12 protein-coding genes and 1 pseudogene are annotated in these 16,509 nt (G+C 58.2%); 7 read left to right on the top strand and 6 right to left on the bottom strand.

Features of this window, described 5'->3' with window-relative positions; all coding sequences use genetic code 11:
* Window positions 1-21 precede the first annotated feature (21 nt).
* Window positions 22-1,377, top strand: coding sequence for a GntP family transporter (locus tag HFD87_RS11075; RefSeq protein ID WP_022624998.1), 1,356 nt, complete (start codon window positions 22-24; stop codon window positions 1,375-1,377).
* Between the two features lie 58 nt (window positions 1,378-1,435).
* On the opposite strand, the gene sbcB is transcribed toward HFD87_RS11075, so the two are convergent.
* Both sbcB and HFD87_RS11065 read right to left on the bottom strand, forming a co-directional pair.
* Complete coding sequence (gene sbcB, locus HFD87_RS11070; protein WP_167423423.1) at window positions 1,436-2,863, bottom strand: exodeoxyribonuclease I; 1,428 nt, start codon at window positions 2,861-2,863, stop codon at window positions 1,436-1,438.
* Window positions 2,864-3,123: 260 nt separating this feature from the next.
* Window positions 3,124-3,333 (bottom strand): annotated as a pseudogene (locus HFD87_RS11065) (type VI secretion system tube protein Hcp); the annotation flags it as partial.
* Between the two features lie 152 nt (window positions 3,334-3,485).
* Between HFD87_RS11065 and dacD the strand changes: the two are divergent.
* The 3 genes from dacD (at window position 3,486) to tmaR (ending at window position 6,460) form a co-directional block, all read left to right on the top strand.
* Window positions 3,486-4,649 carry a serine-type D-Ala-D-Ala carboxypeptidase DacD gene (dacD, locus tag HFD87_RS11060; RefSeq protein WP_010670946.1) on the top strand — a complete coding sequence of 388 codons (1,164 nt, stop codon included), beginning with the start codon at window positions 3,486-3,488 and terminating at the stop codon, window positions 4,647-4,649.
* Between the two features lie 265 nt (window positions 4,650-4,914).
* Complete coding sequence (locus tag HFD87_RS11055; protein ID WP_010670945.1) at window positions 4,915-5,973, top strand: FUSC family protein; 1,059 nt, start codon at window positions 4,915-4,917, stop codon at window positions 5,971-5,973.
* Window positions 5,974-6,133: 160 nt separating this feature from the next.
* Window positions 6,134-6,460 (top strand): PTS system regulator TmaR, encoded by a 327-nt coding sequence (gene tmaR / locus HFD87_RS11050; RefSeq protein WP_004571340.1) that lies wholly within the window; start codon window positions 6,134-6,136, stop codon window positions 6,458-6,460.
* A 93-nt stretch (window positions 6,461-6,553) separates the two neighbouring features.
* Here tmaR and HFD87_RS11045 read toward each other — a convergent pair whose 3' ends face one another.
* The 4 genes from HFD87_RS11045 to HFD87_RS11030 form a co-directional block, all read right to left on the bottom strand.
* Window positions 6,554-7,615 (bottom strand): LacI family DNA-binding transcriptional regulator, encoded by a 1,062-nt coding sequence (locus HFD87_RS11045; protein ID WP_167423422.1) that lies wholly within the window; start codon window positions 7,613-7,615, stop codon window positions 6,554-6,556.
* 129 nt (window positions 7,616-7,744) lie between these two features.
* Window positions 7,745-8,659 carry a ketopantoate reductase family protein gene (locus HFD87_RS11040; protein WP_167423421.1) on the bottom strand — a complete coding sequence of 305 codons (915 nt, stop codon included), beginning with the start codon at window positions 8,657-8,659 and terminating at the stop codon, window positions 7,745-7,747.
* A 185-nt stretch (window positions 8,660-8,844) separates the two neighbouring features.
* Window positions 8,845-9,618 carry a phosphate/phosphite/phosphonate ABC transporter substrate-binding protein gene (locus tag HFD87_RS11035; RefSeq protein WP_167423420.1) on the bottom strand — a complete coding sequence of 258 codons (774 nt, stop codon included), beginning with the start codon at window positions 9,616-9,618 and terminating at the stop codon, window positions 8,845-8,847.
* Window positions 9,611-10,573 (bottom strand): fatty acid desaturase, encoded by a 963-nt coding sequence (locus tag HFD87_RS11030; RefSeq protein ID WP_167423419.1) that lies wholly within the window; start codon window positions 10,571-10,573, stop codon window positions 9,611-9,613. Before HFD87_RS11030 ends, HFD87_RS11035 begins: the two co-directional genes overlap by 8 nt.
* A 208-nt stretch (window positions 10,574-10,781) precedes the next feature.
* On the opposite strand from HFD87_RS11030, the gene HFD87_RS11025 reads away from it, so the two are divergent.
* The 3 genes from HFD87_RS11025 to HFD87_RS11015 all read left to right on the top strand — a co-directional run bounded on the left by HFD87_RS11025 (window position 10,782) and on the right by HFD87_RS11015 (window position 16,418).
* Entirely contained in the window at window positions 10,782-11,804 is a 1,023-nt protein-coding gene (locus HFD87_RS11025) for an LLM class flavin-dependent oxidoreductase (protein WP_010247994.1), read from the top strand.
* Between the two features lie 424 nt (window positions 11,805-12,228).
* Window positions 12,229-13,326: an efflux RND transporter periplasmic adaptor subunit gene (locus HFD87_RS11020; RefSeq protein WP_167423418.1), complete on the top strand. Its 1,098-nt coding sequence runs from the start codon at window positions 12,229-12,231 to the stop codon at window positions 13,324-13,326.
* Window positions 13,323-16,418 carry an efflux RND transporter permease subunit gene (locus tag HFD87_RS11015; RefSeq protein WP_167423417.1) on the top strand — a complete coding sequence of 1,032 codons (3,096 nt, stop codon included), beginning with the start codon at window positions 13,323-13,325 and terminating at the stop codon, window positions 16,416-16,418. Before HFD87_RS11020 ends, HFD87_RS11015 begins: the two co-directional genes overlap by 4 nt.
* Window positions 16,419-16,509: the final 91 nt, after the last annotated feature.

Raw genomic sequence — 16,509 nt, 5'->3', positions numbered from 1 at the left:
TAACAATTTCTGAGGTTTACTATGTCCACCGCACTGCTGTTAGCCATAGCGACCGCCAGCATCGTGATCCTGCTGCTGCTGGTCATCAAAGCCAAAGTTCATCCCTTTGTCGCCCTGTTAATTGTCAGTCTGCTGGTGGCCATCGCCACCGGCATTCCGGCTGAAAAAATCATGGAGACGATTATCACCGGGATGGGCGGCCTGCTTGGTCACATCACCATCATCATCGTGCTTGGTGCCATGCTCGGGGCGATCATTGAAGCCTCGGGCGGTGCCGAGTCGCTGGCGCAGCGTTTCAGTAAAACGCTGGGGCTGAAGCGTACCGTTGCGGCATTGACCATGGCGGCCTTTATCCTTGGCATCCCGGTATTTTTTGAAGTCGGTTTTATCATTGTTATTCCGCTGATTTATGGCTTTACCAAAGTGGCGCGGGTCTCGCCGCTGAAGTTTGGCCTGCCGATGGCGGGCGTGATGCTGACGGTACATGTGGCATTGCCGACCCATCCGGGCGCAGCGGCGGCAGCCGGGATCCTGCACACCGACATGGGATGGCTGATGATACTGGGAATCGCGATTTCCGTGCCGGTCGGGATCATCGGCTACTACGTAGCGAAATTCATGAACCGTCGCCACTACCCTCTGTCGGTGGAGGTGCTGGAACAGTTGCAGATGGCCAGGCCGGAAGGGCAGGAAAAGAAGAATGAACCGGCACCACCCGGTGCGCTCACCATCAGCGGCCTGATTGTGGTCCCGATTGTATTGATCGTGCTGGGAACTCTGTCACACACACTGCTGGCTGAAGGGAGTCTGCTGCGTAGTGTGATGACCGTGATCGGCACACCGCCGATTGCCCTGCTGATTGCCTTAGGGCTTGCGGCCTGGCTGCTGGGCGTAAGGCGTGGCTGGAGCAAAGATAAGCTGGAAGATCTGACCGGCCGGGCCATTCCCACCTCAGCCAGCGTGATTCTGGTGGCCGGGGCCGGTGGTGCATTCGGCAAAGTGCTGGTGGAGTCGGGCGTGGGTAAAGCGCTGGCGGTCACGCTTGAAACGCTGCATCTGCCGCTGGTGCCCGCGGCGTTTATCCTGTCGCTGGCGCTGCGTGCATCACAGGGTTCCGCCACGGTGGCGATCCTGACCACCAGCGGTTTGCTGACCCAGGCGGTGACCGGCGTGACGGATATGCAACGGGTACTGGTCACCCTGGCGGCCTGTTTTGGTGGTCTGGGATTGTCGCATGTCAATGATGCGGGATTCTGGGTGGTGACCCGTTATCTGGGACTTTCGGTGGCCGACGGTTTACGCACCTGGACGGTGCTGACAACGCTAATGGGGCTGAGCGGCTTTGCGCTGACCTGGCTGGCGTGGACCGTGCTCTGATTAAGCAGCATCAGAAAGTCTGACCCGGCAGGCGATACCGGGTCAGACTCTTAGTGCTTCAGGAAACCAACTCCTGCGCATAGAGATAGAGCGCTTTAAGCTGCCCAACCTTTTCTGCATCCGCTTCATGCAGATTCGCCAGAGCTTCCAGTTCCTGCATAAACGCCTGCACCCGATCGGCATTAAGCACGTCACGACGGTGCTGCAACCAGCGTTGCTGCTCGGCATCGTCCAGCGTGCCGGGGAAGTTACGCGCCCGGTAGCGGAACAGCAGTTTCGCTACCCGTGCACTCTCAAAGCTCAGGTCCAGCGCAGGCAGATTCGCGGGCGCGGTCTGACGGATAATATTCATCCCCGCCCGGTCGGCATCACTGAAGAAGCCATCATAGAGTTGTGTGTCCACATCATCTGACGGTGCAAACGGCTCCGCTTCGGCAAATAGCGTGACCAGTTTTTCCCGCACGTCGGGCTGCTGACGCAGCAGCGCCAGATTCGCCAGGCAGTGCTGACGATCAATATTCAGCCGGGCCGCATCTTCCGGCCGCAGCGTACTGGCAGGCGCCAGCACCGGACACTTATTGATATGCACCAGTTTGACCGGCACCGCAGGCAGATCGCCGAGATCGTTTTTCGGCGTGTAAAGACGCTCACGCAGCGTGTCGGCATCCATTTGCAGCAGCGGTGACATGTCGCCCGCCAGATCCACCACAATCAGCGCATTGCGGTTATCGGGATGCCAGGCCAGCGGTACGATCCAACTGGTGTTACCGCGCGCGGCACCGAACATGCCGGAGACATGAACCAGCGGTTTCATCTGCGGGATATCAATCAGGTTCATCAGCTTGTTTTTGTTACGATGGGTAAACAAAAACTCAAACAGTTTTGGCTGCTTCTCCTTCACCAGCTTCGCCATCGCCAGCGTGGCGTAAACGTCGGACATGGCATCGTGCGCATTTTCATGGGAGACGCCGTTTACTTTGGTCAGATGCTCCAGTCGGAAGCTGGGAAAACCTTCTTCATTCTCCGGCCAGTTGATCCCTTCTGGCCGTAACGCGTAGCAGGCACGCATCACGTCGAGCAGGTCCCAGCGTGAGTTGCCGTTTTGCCAGGCCCAGCCATAGGGATCGTAAAAGTTGCGATAGAAGATATTGCGCGTCACTTCATCATCGAAACGCACGTTGTTGTAGCCCACCACACAGGTTTGCTCTGTGGTGAACAACGCGTGGATGCGTTCAGCGAACTCAGCTTCGATCACGCCGCGACTCATTGCTATCTGCGGGGTAATGCCGGTGATCATCACCGCTTCGGGTTGTGGCAGATAGTCATCAGGCGGACGGCAGTAGAACACTTCGGGTTCGCCGACCGGATTAAACTCACTGTCGGTGCGCAGGCCGGCAAACTGGGCTGGCCGATCACGAGAGGGGCTGGTGCCGAAGGTCTCGTAATCGTGAAAGAGGAAAGTGGGCTGTACGCGGTCGTTATTCAAATTTCATATCCGTTCATTGCGTTCACTAAACTGATGAACAGAAAGTCATCAGGCTTCCCGTTCGCTGGATGCCTTTCTTCATCGGCGCCTGGCTGCTGGTGCGAGAGCGGTGCCTTTGCCGGGCAAGGTCATGCAGGCTCAGGCTTCACTCACTACATGGTAAACCATAATCCGACTGGTCTGAAGTTTCGGATGGTAGCGGGGGGCGTAGTATCTGACTGAGCGGTCAGGGGCAAGGAGTAAAGCGGACTTTTTACCTCTCAGGCTGTAGCTCGCTCATTCCATGTGCCACGATAGATAATATTCCCTTCGGCATATTTCCAGGTTATTGCTGCATACCGTAATTCCGGTGTTTCCAGATGCGTGCTGATCATGCCGCTGGGTGAAAGGCAGGGCGATACCGTGGTGACCTTAACGTTTTTCAGGATGATATTGAAATATTCAGTCTCAATTCCTGCATCAATTAGGCGTTACCTCCCCCCTGCAGGCATCAGCCATACCCGTCGCAGTTCATACTTTTTTTCAATTTATTCAAACCTTCACAACGCTTTTGCCGTAAAACGTGCGGCTGTTTCCGTTTCGTTTTAGAAATTTTCTCTCCCGTGCAATTAAGGATGAAGTGTTGAAAAGGCGTCTGCTGTTCACCGTTACCGCTACTGTTTTTTGGGCCTCGCTGGCACAGGCTGATGCGATTCCCTTTCCTGTGACGCCTCCGGCGATTGATGCGGCTTCCTGGGTGCTGATGGATGCCACCACAGGACAGGTTCTGACCGCTGGCAATCCCGATGAACGCCGTAATCCCGCCAGCCTGACCAAACTGATGACCGGTTACGTGGTTGATCGCGCCATTGACCAGAAGAAAATCAGCCGTGACGACATGGTCACGGTCGGAAAAGATGCCTGGGCGGCGGGTAATCCGGTGTTCAAAGGCTCCTCGCTGATGTTCCTGAAGCCAGGCGATAAGCTGAGCGTCCGGGATTTAAGCCGTGGCGTCATCATCGACTCCGGTAACGACGCCTGCGTTGCCCTGGCTGATTATGTGGCGGGCAGTGAAGCGAACTTCGTCGGCATGATGAATCACTACGTTGAGAAGCTCGGCCTGCAGAATACCCATTTTGAAACGGTTCATGGTCTGGATGCGCCGGGTCAGTTCTCCAGCGCGCTGGATATGGCGAAACTGTCACGCGCCATTATTGATGGTGAGCCTGATTTTTATGCCATGTACAGTGAGAAGACCCTGACCTGGAACGGCATTACCCAGAACAACCGTAATGGCCTGCTGTGGGATAATAATCTCCACGTTGATGGGCTGAAAACCGGTCACACTGAGACCGCGGGCTTTAACATCATCGCCTCGAATGTGGTGGGCAAGCATCGCCTGATCGCCGTCGTCATGGGCGGTAAAAGCCCGAAAGGCCGCGAAGAGCAGGCGCGTAAACTGCTGGTCTGGGGCCAGAACACCTTTGATACCGTTCAGCTGTTCCATGCCGGTAAGAAAATTGGCAGCGAAAACGTCTGGTATGGCAATCCTCATCAGGTGGATGTGGGTACCGCAGAAGATGTTTATCTGTCACTGCCGCGCAGTGAAGTGCAGAACGTGAAGGCGAAGTACGTCATCGATCGCAAAGATCTGGAAGCCCCGCTGAAAGCCAACGAAGTCATTGGTGAGATTCAGGTGATGGATAAAGATCAGCAGATTGCCCACTATCCGCTGGTGGCGCTGAGTGCGGTTGAACCTGCAGGTGTGATTACCCGCCTGACGGATTATCTCAAGCAGAAGTTCTGATTAGCCGATTGTCAGCACTAAAACGGGTAGCCTGCGGGCTGCCCGTTTTTACTTGCACGCTGGCTGCTCTGAGCGTGTTACTGAGAGCCGATAAAGGTTAAAAAATCGCATTAAGTTGTTTTTAACTTCCGGGAAATTATGTGAGGCGGATGTTGATAATTGTAAGCGAACGTCAAAACTGTTTTAAATATCCGGCCCGCGCTAAGCCTGAGCCGCGTTCAGCGTTAAGATAGCCACACCATGTTCCCGCAACCGGAAAGTCATTTTGCGTCCCGATAAGCCCATATCAAAACTGGAGTTCTGGTTTTATCGCCATTATCGCTCCGTCCACGGTGTGCGTATTGCCATCGCCTTTTTGCTCTGCTTTATCTTTGTGCGGGCGACCGATATCCCTGAAGGCACCTGGCCGCTGATTACGCTGGTGGTGGTGATGGGGCCCATCTCCACCTGGGGAAATGTCTTTCCACGTGCACTGCAGCGCATCAGCGGCACGGTCGCCGGGTCAATATCCGGTCTGATCGCCCTGAAGCTGGAGCTGATCTCGATGCCGATGATGCTGGCCTGGTGCGGCATCATCATGATGATCAGTGGCTACCTGACGCTGGGCAAACATCCCTACATGGCGTTGTTGATCGGGATTACACTGAGCGTGGTCGTGGGCGCACCAACCGGCGATTTCACGATGGCACTGTGGCGCGGCGGTGATGTGATTCTGGGATCGCTGATGGCGCTGCTGTTTACCGCTATCTGGGCGCAGCGTGCCTATACACACTGGCGCATTCAACTCTCCGACGCGCTGGCGGAAATGGCAAAAATCTATCACGCCGGTTTCTCACCCAACCTGGTTGAAAAGCCACGCCTGAACAAGCCGCTGGGCAAATTGCTGAGCAGCGTGATCAAAATGCGGGCGCTGCTGGAGCCGTCAAGCAAAGAGACGCGCATCCCAAAATCGGTGCTTGAAGCGATCCAGACCATCAACCGTAATATGGTTTACACCATTGAGATGCAGATTAATGCCTGGTGGGCATCGCGCGAGAGCCATCTGATTATGCTTAACGCGCCTGCATTGCGCCGCACCCAGCAGATGACTGAGAACACGCTGCGGGCGCTGTCGGTCATGGCGATTGAAGGGGAAACGGAAGAGGTGGTGGCTAACAGTCACGAGCTGACCGAAATCAGTGGCGAACTGCGGCGACTGATCGCGGAAGCGGGCAGCGAAGGTCTGGAGGAGACGCCGATCTACGGCTACGTCTGGCTGACACTGGAACTGGCGAAACAGCTGGAACGGATGACCGACCTGATGCGGATGGCGCTGCGCAAATAATCACCTCAGACAATGACTTAATGTGAAACAGGGTTTCTTTGCGCTAAGATAAGAGCCAGTCTGAATTTAGCTGTGAAAATTGCTTACCTGGCGGGCTAGCCGCTAAGCTGATCGTTTTGACTCTCTCCCTGCGTCAGCAGGCTCAAAGAAAGGTGCCATCATGGAAAATGCCAAGCAATCATTTCAGGACGTACTGGAGTTCGTGCGTATGTTCCGCCGCAAAAACAAACTGCAGCGTGAAATTGTCGACAACGAGAAGAAAATTCGCGACAACCAGAAGCGCGTACTGCTGCTCGACAACCTGAGCGAATATATCAAACCCGGCATGAGCGTTGAGGCTATTCAGGAAATCATCGCCAGCATGCGTGTGGATTATGAAGATCGCGTGGATGAGTACATCATCAAAAACGCCGACCTGTCTAAAGAGCGTCGCGAGCTGTCGAAAAAGATCAAAGCGATGGGCGTGGGCGAACACCCGAAAGCGTAAGGGCAGACAGCAGCGCGCAAGCGCCAGACGTCTTATGCCAACCCGCATCCACTTCGGTGGGGCGGGTTTTTTATTGCCTGCGTCAGCGCAGGGTTATTTTCCCGCCAGCCTGCGGGCGATCACCTGTAACTGCTGTGACAGCGCCACTAAATTGACCCGCTCATCAGCAGGCGGGGCGGTGGTCTCCCGGATCACCAGGGTGGTTTCCAGCGCGTTGTCTGACGCCTCTGCTCCCTGAAGCCGGGCCAGCATCCGCTCGACGCTCTGCGCGCCAAGAGAGTGCAAATCCTGCCGCACCGTGGTCAGCGGCGGCTGATACCACGCACTCTCGGCGGTGTCATCATATCCAATCACCGATATCTCGCCAGGAATGGCTACGCCATACTGATGCAGCGCCCGCATCGCACCCAACGCCATCTGATCGTTCGCCACCAGCAGCGCCTGCGGCAGATCGTCGGGAAGCTGCGCCAGCAGCGCCTGGTAACCCGACTGCGCGCTCCAGTCGCCGCGTAAAGAACAGTGCGGTGTCAGCTGATGATCGGCCAGCGTCTTACGCCATGCATTTTCACGCTGACGGGCCGAGACCGAGCGAAGCGGCCCGTTTAACAAACCAATCTGACGATGACCCAGCGCCACCAGATGTTCAACGGCGGCACGTGCGCCAGACTCATTCGGGTACTGACACTGCGCTACCGCCGCCTGGGGTTCGACATCCAGAAACAGCACCGGTTTGCTGCCGCAGAGCAACTGGATCTGTTGCGCCTCATCTGCCTCCAGCGGCAGGTTGATCAGCAGTCCATCGACCCGCTGTGCCAGCAGTTCATTCACCGTTGCTGCCGCATCGTTACCACTGTCCATGGCGATCACCAGATGATAACCCGCCCCGGCGGCGCGCTGCTGGATCGCCGAGGCGATCTGCGCAGGAGCCATCAGGGCCAGGTCGCTGGTGGCCAGACCCAGCGTACGCGTCGCCTTACCGGCCAGCTGCTGCGCCACACGATTGGGCACATAATTGAGCTGCAGCATCGCCGCCTCAACCCTTTCCCGCGTGCGGGCTGACACCTGTTCAGAACGATTTAAAACACGTGAAACGGTTTGATATGAGACGCCGGCCAGTTGAGCGACATCATCGAGGGTCACGGAGCGGGAAGTCATTGAACTCTCCAAAAGATGAAGCGACGAGTGTAGCAAATTTTCCTGCTGCACTGCTGCTGCACACCACACTTTCACGACCACAAAAACCGGGTCCGTTGCAGCACCCGGTCACGGTATCTGGCAGGGCCATTAACGCTGCTGCAGATAGACCTGAAGGTTCACATCCACCGCGTTAAGCAGGGGTGTGGCGAGACTATGGCGTTTCGCCCGCAGCAGCAGGTCACCTATCACCTGATCGGCTTCGATATCAAAGCCCTGGGTTAAATCGCGGTACATTGAGGAGGTCATCGGGGTGGCCGGATCGCTTAACAGCTCAAGAATGCGGGCAGTGGCCGCCGGACGCGTCTGATAGCCTTCGGCAGTAATGACTGACAGAATCTCCGAGAAAACACCCTGTAACAGCGCTTCGCCGCCGCGCGAGGTGAGTATCTGTTGGGTATTTCCGCGCGCCAGGCAGCAAACCGCGCCGAGCGTGCTCAGCAGCAGCCACTTCTCCCACAGCTCATCCATGATGTTATCGCTGAATCGGGTATCGACCTGACAGTCACGCAGCGCCGTATCAACCCGCTGCAGTCGCGCATCGTTGTTACCGCCCAGCGCGCCATAATAGAGCTGATGCAGCGGCGTCATCTGAATTACTTCGCCATTGTCACCCAGCGTCGCGTTGATTTTGCACAGGCCGCCAATCACCTTATCTTCGCCGAAACGCTGTTGCAGCGTCGCGATGTGCCGCAATCCGTTCAGAATCGGCATGATCAGCGTTTCCGGACCCACTGCAAGTGCAATATCCTCCATCACCTGATCAAGGGCAAAGCTCTTCACCGTCACGATAATCAGATCATAGTGGCCCGTCAGGCTGCTCGCCTGAGCCAGCTGCGGCTTTAGCGTTTCAGTGCCCTGTGGCGTCTGCAACACCAGGCCGCTGGCCTGAAGCTGCTGATAACGCCGTTCACGGACCAGAAAAGTCACGTCCTGGCCCGCCAGAGCCAGCCGTGCACCAAAATATCCACCGGTCGCGCCGGCGCCTGCCATCAGAATACGCATCCCACTCTCCCTCTGCTGAAAACCTCTACCTTAGAACGCCGTGACCGGGCTTACCAGTCTTAGCCTCGGTCAGAGCGCGTCGGGGAGCATGAAATGAGAGGTCGGGAAAGCGCGGGCAGGGAGGTGACGATGCAGAGAAATCAGATTTTCCCTGCCCGGTCAGCAGGGCGAAACAGAGGGGGGTGTTACAGCCGGGTGACGCCCAGCGCGGCAGCCTGCTGTTCCCACGCCAGCACGCCCTGATAATCGTCTCTCTGCACCGGGCTGAATCCGCCGATCAAATTGTCGTCGCAGACGGTGCGGCAGGCGGGATTGTTCACCAGCTGATGCAGCGTCGAGCGGAGTCTCTCCAGCCGGCCCACTGACGTCGGGGCTGCCGTGATCAACGGCAATCCGGGCGCGGCTGGCGTTTCACCGATGATATGCAGGCCGCGCAGCGCATCCGGCTCATAGCGCGCCAGCAGCGCCCAGCTGACGCAGTCGATAGCCGCGATATCCGCCTGTGAATCACGCAGTGCTGCCAGCGACTGACGATGCCCACCGCTCAGCAGTAGCTGCGAAAATCTCACGCCCTGAAGCGCAGCCACAAACCGCAGCGCGTTATAGCCGGAGTGAGAGTCCAGGCTGTTAGCTACGGCCCGCTGGTCGTTAAAATCGGCCAGCGTCGCCTGTTTGTCCCGCGCCACCAGCCAGCTGCGATAGTCACGGCCGTTGCAGCCTGGGGCCTGATAGTGAAAGGTGCCGACCAGCTGAACCGCAGGAAGCTGGCTGACCAGCGGATAGCCGCAGGTCTGGCTCAGCAGCAATCGATTATCCTGCCAGTGTGTCAGCAGATCCTCAGGCCAGACCGGCTGCGTAGCGATGCCGTGCTGCGTCAGCAGGGTAACCACTGCCTGCATCAGTGCTCGTGTGGCGGGCGGGTGAATCGCATACATCGGCAAGGCGAGCAGGTTATTCATGCGTTTTCTCCGCTGATCGTCCCGGATGGACATTGACCCCGACCGGTCTGACCCAGAACTGACGCAGCCAGACCCGATAACCCGCCACGCGAAAGCCATGATTGCGCTGGTAGTAATGCTCGCGGTCGCGCAGATAGAGGCGACGCAGGCCATACCAGGGGACGCCGGGGAGGTCGTGATGCACTGAATGGTAGTTCAGATTCAGGAATAGCATGCGCCACGGCCACGCCGCTTCATTATTCACCGACCGTGCCAGCGGATCGTCCGCCGCACGATGCTCATAGAAAGATCGCACTTTGGTCAGCGCCAGCGCCGGATAACTCACCGTCAGCAGATACCACAGCGGCGAAAATCCCTGCCGTGCCATCCAGAAAAACAGTAGTGCCAGCAGCGCCCCGTGCAGCAGCCACATCGCTATCGCGGGCCGATCGCCGCGGCACAGTGCCTGCCACATCCCGCCGAAGGTCGCCGCCACATCCAGCAGCGGGCCGAGCAGCAACCGTCCCAAAAAAGTGTTACGCAGATGAATCAGCTGCTGCTGCCAGCGCGGCAACTTCGCCCAGCGAGCAGCGGAGAGATAGTAGGTTTCCGGATCCTCATCCGGCTCAGTCAGGGTGTGATTGCGATGATGGGCCAGATGAGAATCGCGATAGAGTCCGTAGGGATACCAGACCGCCAGCGGCAGGGTGCCAAATAGCTGATTCACCCGCGGCCAGCGTGTGGGATGCCCGTGAATCAGCTCATGCTGCAGCGACATATACCAGCCAGTGAAAACGATCAGCAGCAGGGTGGCGGGCAGCCGTCCCAGCGTCTGCGCGCTCAGCATCACCGCAAACCAGCCGCCATAGATCACACCGATTAGCAGCCAGGTCGGCAGTTCGCTGCGCCAGAGCCAGCTGCGTGCGCGCGCTTTAAGCCAGGCGCGCTGCTGTAGAGAGAGATAACCGGTGTGCATGATTCACCTGACAGCGGAAGCGGGAATCTGAACAGTGAAAGAAAGGGCGGGCTAAGGCAAAGTGGATAATCTGCTTAGCTATGTCGAAATTCCTGAATATGGCGCTGAAAGATATTGACTATCAGTGGCGGCTCCGGGGGCGTAACCTTTCTCTATCAGAAATCGCCTTGCATCCACGGGCGTTTACCGCCTGTCAGGAGAAATACAGATGAAAAATATTGGCTTCTTATCCTTTGGTCACTGGACGCCCTCGTCGCAGTCCGCCACCCGTACCGCGCAGGATGTGTTACTGCAATCGATCGACTTAGCGGTCGCCGCCGAAGAGCTGGGCGCAGATGGCGCTTACTTCCGCGTCCACCATTTTGCCCGTCAGCTCAGCTCGCCATTTCCGCTGCTGGCTGCCGTTGCAGCGCGCACTAAAACGATTGAGATCGGCACCGGTGTCATCGACATGCGCTACGAAAACCCGCTCTACATGGTGGAAGACGCCAGCGCGGCAGACCTGATCTCCAATGGTCGTCTGCAACTGGGTCTGAGCCGCGGTTCACCTGAGCAGGTAATCGATGGCTGGCGTTACTTCGGCTTTGAACCGAAAGCGGGAGAAAGCGATGCGGATATGGGCCGTCGTCACACCGAAGAGTTTCTGGAGGTGCTGCGCGGCGAAGGTTTTGCTAAGCCAAATCCACAGCCCATGTTCCCCAATCCACCAGGCCTGCTGCGTCCTGAGCCGCTCTCTGAAGGCCTGCGCGACCGCATCTGGTGGGGATCCGGCTCCAACGCCACCGCAGAATGGGCGGCAAAAATGGGCATGAACCTGCAAAGTTCAACCCTGAAAGATGATGAAACCGGCGAGCCGTTCCACATTCAGCAGGCTAAACAGATCCGCGCCTACCGTGAGGCCTGGAAAGCAGCGGGGCATCAGCATGCGCCACGCGTCTCGGTCAGTCGCAGCATCTTTGCGCTGGTGAATGATATGGACCGCGCGTACTTTGGCCGCAGCGGTAACGACCAGGATTCCGTGGGCTTTCTCGATGAGAAAACCCGCGCTATCTTTGGCCGCAGCTATGCCGCAGAGCCAGAGGCGTTAATTAAGCAGCTTGCGCAGGATGAGGCGATTGCCGAAGCCGACACCCTGCTGCTCACCGTGCCAAACCAGCTTGGTGTCGCCTACAACGCCCATGTGATTGAGGCGATCCTGAAGTATGTCGCCCCGGAACTCGGCTGGCGTTAAGTGACAGAGCGCCCTGAAGAGCAGGGCGCTGTGAGATCCACCGCAGGCGCAGATGACATAGCGCCTGCGGTGAATCTGCTGTAAACGCGCGTCATCACTCCCCGCTTTTTCTGCTTTATCCTCTCTGAACTTCTCTCTGACGAGCCATTCCATGCCCTGACAGAGCCTTTTCGTCACTCTGTTTCCAGTGTACGGAATATGCAGATTTTGTGACTTATGATTTATTTCGTCACTTATTGTTGAATGGGATGTTTCCTCTGCTCAGGGTGGGTCTGAACCCTTCATCAACGCATCTCCCTGGTTTAACGTGTTTTCATAACCTGTATGAACGGACAATGCCTTTACGCAATTTGTGACTATTGACAGTATTGGTCACATGATAAGAGAATGGCGGCACTCTCCTGCTTACTGTTGAAGGTAATCTATGCTCAGGTTCAATCCTGCCATTCTGGTTGTTTGTCTGCTGCCACTGGCGCTGGCGGGTTGCCGGGATAATTCACCCAAAGACGATCCGCGCACGCAGCCGCCGCTGGTCAGGGTCACAAAGGTCATCAGCGCCACCGATGGCAGCCGTGCGTTTAGTGGCGTCGTGGTTGCCCGGGTTCAGAGCGACCTCGGCTTTCGGGTCTCAGGAAAAATCCTCGAACGGCTGGTGGATAGCGGCCAGCGGGTGAAGCGCGGTCAGCCGCTGATGCGGCTCGACCCGGCAGATCTCCGGCTGCAGGCCCAGGCTCAGCAGCAGGCCGTTGCCGCCGCGCAGGCACGCGTCAGACAGGCCAGCGCCGATCAGGCGCGTTACCGCACTCTGGTGGCAACCGGGGCAGTTTCTGCGTCGGCATACGACCAGATTCGGGCCGCTGCGGCCACCGCTCAGGCTGAGCTGAAAGCCGCCCAGGCGCAGGCCAGCGTGGCAGGTAACGCCAGCGGATATGCGCTGCTCCTGGCTGATGACGATGGCGTGGTGATGGCAACGCTGGCGGAGCCGGGTCAGGTTGTGAGTGCCGGTGAGGCTGTCATCAGACTGGCCAGAGCCGGACAGCGCGAGGCAAGTGTTCAGTTGCCGGAGACCCTGCGCCCGGCAGTGGGAAGTGAGGCAAAGGCAACGCTGTATGGTGCGGGCAGTGCGCCGGTTTCTGCCCGGCTGCGCCAACTGGCTGATGTGGCCGATCCGATGACGCGCACCTTTGAGGCGAGATATGTGCTGGAGGGCGCACTGGCCAGCGCACCGCTGGGAGCCACCGTCACAATCACGCTGCCGAATAAACCGTCGCAACCGCTGCTGCAGGTTCCGCTGGCGGCGATCTACGATGCCGGTAAAGGGACAGGCGTCTGGGATATTACCGGCCAGCCCGCTACCGTTGCCTGGCGGCCGGTGACGGTGGTGTCGATAAGTGATGAGGCGGCCACCGTCACGGGTCAGCTTAATGCTGGCGATCAGATAGTGGCGCTGGGCGCGCATCTGTTGCAGCAGGGGGAGCGCGTGCGCCCCGATGACGCTGCCGTTGCCGGGAGCCAGCCATGAGCCAGGGACGCTTTAATCTGTCAGCGCTGGCCGTGCGCGAGCGCGCCATTACGCTGTTTCTGATCATCCTGATTACCGTGGCGGGCGTCTTGTCCTTTTTCGAACTGGGACGGGCAGAAGATCCGCCGTTCACCGTAAAACAGATGACGATTATCTCCGCCTGGCCAGGTGCGACGGCTCAGGAGATGCAGGATCAGGTGGCCGAGCCGCTGGAAAAGCGTCTGCAGGAGCTGAGGTGGTATGACCGTAGCGAGACGTACACGCGCCCCGGTCTGGCTTTCACTATGTTATCCCTGCAGGATAAAACGCCGCCTTCCCAGGTTCAGGATGAGTTTTACCAGGCGCGTAAGAAGCTGGGTGATGAGAGCAGAAATCTGCCTGCCGGGGTCATCGGGCCGATGATCAACGACGAGTTCTCCGACGTGACCTTTGCACTGCTGGCGCTGAAGGCAAAAGGGGAGCCGCAGCGCCTGCTGGTTCGTGAAGCGGAATCACTGCGTCAGCGACTGCTGCATCTGCCTGGCGTGAAAAAGGTCAATATCATCGGTGAGCAGAGTGAACGCATCTATGTGTCGTTTTCACACGATCGACTGGCGACACTCGGCATCACTCCGCAGGCAATTTTTGCTGCGCTGAACGATCAGAATGTCCTGACGCCAGCGGGATCGATTGATACGCAGGGGCCGCAGGTCTTTATACGGCTGGATGGCGCGTTCGATAAACTGGAAAAAATCCGTGAGACGCCGATTGTGGCGCAGGGGAGAAGCCTGAAGCTGGCGGACGTGGCTACGGTGACCCGGGGTTACGAAGATCCCGCCACCTTTATGGTGCGCAATCAGGGCGAACCGGCGCTGCTGCTGGGTATCGTAATGCGTGAAGGCTGGAACGGTCTGGAACTCGGCAAGGCACTGGCGGCTGAAACCGCCCGCATTAACCAGGCGATGCCGCTGGGGCTCTCACTGACTCAGGTCACCGATCAGTCCGTCAATATCCGCTCGGCGGTTGATGAATTTATGGTTAAGTTCGTCGTGGCGTTGCTGGTGGTGATGGTGGTCTGCTTTGTCAGCATGGGCTGGCGTGTCGGGGTAGTGGTCGCGGCTGCGGTGCCGCTCACCCTGGCGGTGGTGTTTGTGGTGATGGAGGCTTCCGGCAAAAACTTTGACCGCATCACGCTGGGTTCGCTGATTCTGGCGCTGGGCCTGCTGGTGGACGACGCCATTATCGCCATTGAGATGATGGTAGTGAAAATGGAAGAGGGCTACGACCGCATCAAGGCCTCTGCCTATGCCTGGAGTCATACGGCGGCACCCATGCTGGCCGGCACCCTGGTTACGGCCGTCGGGTTTATGCCCAATGGGTTTGCGCAGTCCACGGCGGGCGAGTACACCAGCAATATGTTCTGGATAGTCGGCATCGCGTTGATCGCCTCCTGGATCGTCGCGGTGGTGTTCACCCCTTATCTTGGCGTAAAGCTGCTGCCAGCCATCAAAACGGTAGAAGGCGGCCACGCAGCGATCTACAACACCCGCCACTACAACCGCTTTCGCCGCCTGCTGACCCGCGTGATTGCCCGTAAAGGCTGGGTGGCAGGCGTGGTGATTGCCCTGTTTATCGCCGCTGTGCTCGGTATGGCGCTGGTGAAAAAACAGTTTTTCCCGACCTCAGACCGGCCTGAAGTGCTGGTTGAAGTTCAGCTCCCCTACGGCAGCGCCATAGAACAGACCCGCGCAGCGGCTGAAAAGGTTGAGACCTGGCTTAAACAGCAGCAGCAGGCAAAAATCGTCACCACCTATATTGGTCAGGGGCCACCGCGTTTTTATCTGGCGATGGCACCGGAACTGCCCGATCCGGCCTTTGCCAAGCTGGTGGTACTGACCGACAGTCAGGACGCGCGTGAGGCACTGAAAACGCAGCTGCGCGCCGCCATTGCCAGCGGTCTGGTGCCTGAAGCGCAGGTTCGTGTGACGCAGCTGGTGTTTGGCCCATACTCCCCTTATCCGGTGGCGTGGCGGGTGATGGGGCCCGATCCGGCCCGCCTGCGCGCGATTGCCGATCGGGTGGAAGCGGTCCTGCGGGCCAGCCCGATGATGAGGACGGTGAACACCGACTGGGGCGCCCCCGTGCCGACGCTGCATTTCTCACTGGATCAGAACCGGCTGCAGGCAGTGGGGCTGACATCCAGTGACGTCGCCCGGCAATTACAGTTTCTGCTGTCGGGCGTGCCTGTCACTACCGTGCGGGAAGATATCCGCGCGGTCCAGGTGGTGGGGCGTGCGGCCGGACAAACCCGCCTCGATCCGGCTAAAATCGCCGACTTCACGCTGGTGGGCGCCGCGGGTCAGCGTATTCCCTTATTGCAGATTGGTGATGTGCAGGTGAAAATGGAAGATCCCGTGCTGCGGCGGCGCGACCGCACGCCGACCATCACCGTTCGGGGTGATATCGCCGATTCCCTGGAGCCGCCTGACGTCTCGACGGCGCTGAACAAAGCCTTGCAACCGATCATCGCGACGCTGCCCGCGGGCTACCGCATTGAACTGGCCGGTTCAATAGAGGAGTCCGGTAAAGCGACCCAGGCGATGGCCCCGCTGTTCCCGATCATGATTGCGATCACTCTGCTGATCATCATTCTGCAGGTGCGTTCTCTGTCGGCGATGATCATGGTATTTCTGACTGCGCCTCTCGGGCTGATTGGCGTCGTGCCGACGCTGCTGCTGTTCAGTCAGCCGTTTGGTATTAATGCACTGGTCGGGCTGATTGCCCTGTCGGGCATCCTGATGCGTAACACGCTGATTCTGATAGGGCAGATTCACCACAATGAACAGGAGGGTCTGGCACCCTTTGATGCCGTGGTCGAAGCGACAGTGCAGCGTGCCCGTCCGGTGCTGCTGACGGCAATGGCGGCGATTCTGGCGTTTATTCCACTGACCCACTCGGTGTTCTGGGGAACGCTGGCCTATACCCTGATTGGTGGCACGCTGGGCGGCACCCTGATCACGCTGGTTTTCCTGCCCGCAATGTACGCTATCTGGTTCCGCATCCGCCTGCCGGGCAGCAAAACGGCAGTTGTGAAACCGGCGCTGTCGGAATAGTCTCAGGGTGACGGTTGCCGCTTCGCTGCTCTCTGCAGCCTGGCAGTAACCGTCAATCCATTGTTTTAAGCTTTTGAAGAAGGTGTATAAA

It is taken from the genome of Pantoea sp. EKM21T (assembly GCF_011800405.1).
GTDB lineage: Bacteria > Pseudomonadota > Gammaproteobacteria > Enterobacterales > Enterobacteriaceae > Pantoea > Pantoea agglomerans.
Note: the sequence above shows the minus strand (reverse complement) of the source record. Positions and strands in the feature narration are given on the sequence as shown.

What these genes read in the sequence shown, in the direction of transcription:
- tmaR (WP_004571340.1), top strand. Translation starts at nt 6,134, where the DNA reads ATGGAAAATGCCAAGCAATCATTTCAGGACGTACTGGAGTTCGTGCGT.
- HFD87_RS11045 (WP_167423422.1), bottom strand. Translation starts at nt 7,615, where the DNA reads ATGACTTCCCGCTCCGTGACCCTCGATGATGTCGCTCAACTGGCCGGC.
- HFD87_RS11015 (WP_167423417.1), top strand. Translation starts at nt 13,323, where the DNA reads ATGAGCCAGGGACGCTTTAATCTGTCAGCGCTGGCCGTGCGCGAGCGC.
- HFD87_RS11030 (WP_167423419.1), bottom strand. Translation starts at nt 10,573, where the DNA reads ATGCACACCGGTTATCTCTCTCTACAGCAGCGCGCCTGGCTTAAAGCG.
- HFD87_RS11075 (WP_022624998.1), top strand. Translation starts at nt 22, where the DNA reads ATGTCCACCGCACTGCTGTTAGCCATAGCGACCGCCAGCATCGTGATC.
- HFD87_RS11040 (WP_167423421.1), bottom strand. Translation starts at nt 8,659, where the DNA reads ATGCGTATTCTGATGGCAGGCGCCGGCGCGACCGGTGGATATTTTGGT.
- HFD87_RS11035 (WP_167423420.1), bottom strand. Translation starts at nt 9,618, where the DNA reads ATGAATAACCTGCTCGCCTTGCCGATGTATGCGATTCACCCGCCCGCC.
- HFD87_RS11020 (WP_167423418.1), top strand. Translation starts at nt 12,229, where the DNA reads ATGCTCAGGTTCAATCCTGCCATTCTGGTTGTTTGTCTGCTGCCACTG.
- HFD87_RS11025 (WP_010247994.1), top strand. Translation starts at nt 10,782, where the DNA reads ATGAAAAATATTGGCTTCTTATCCTTTGGTCACTGGACGCCCTCGTCG.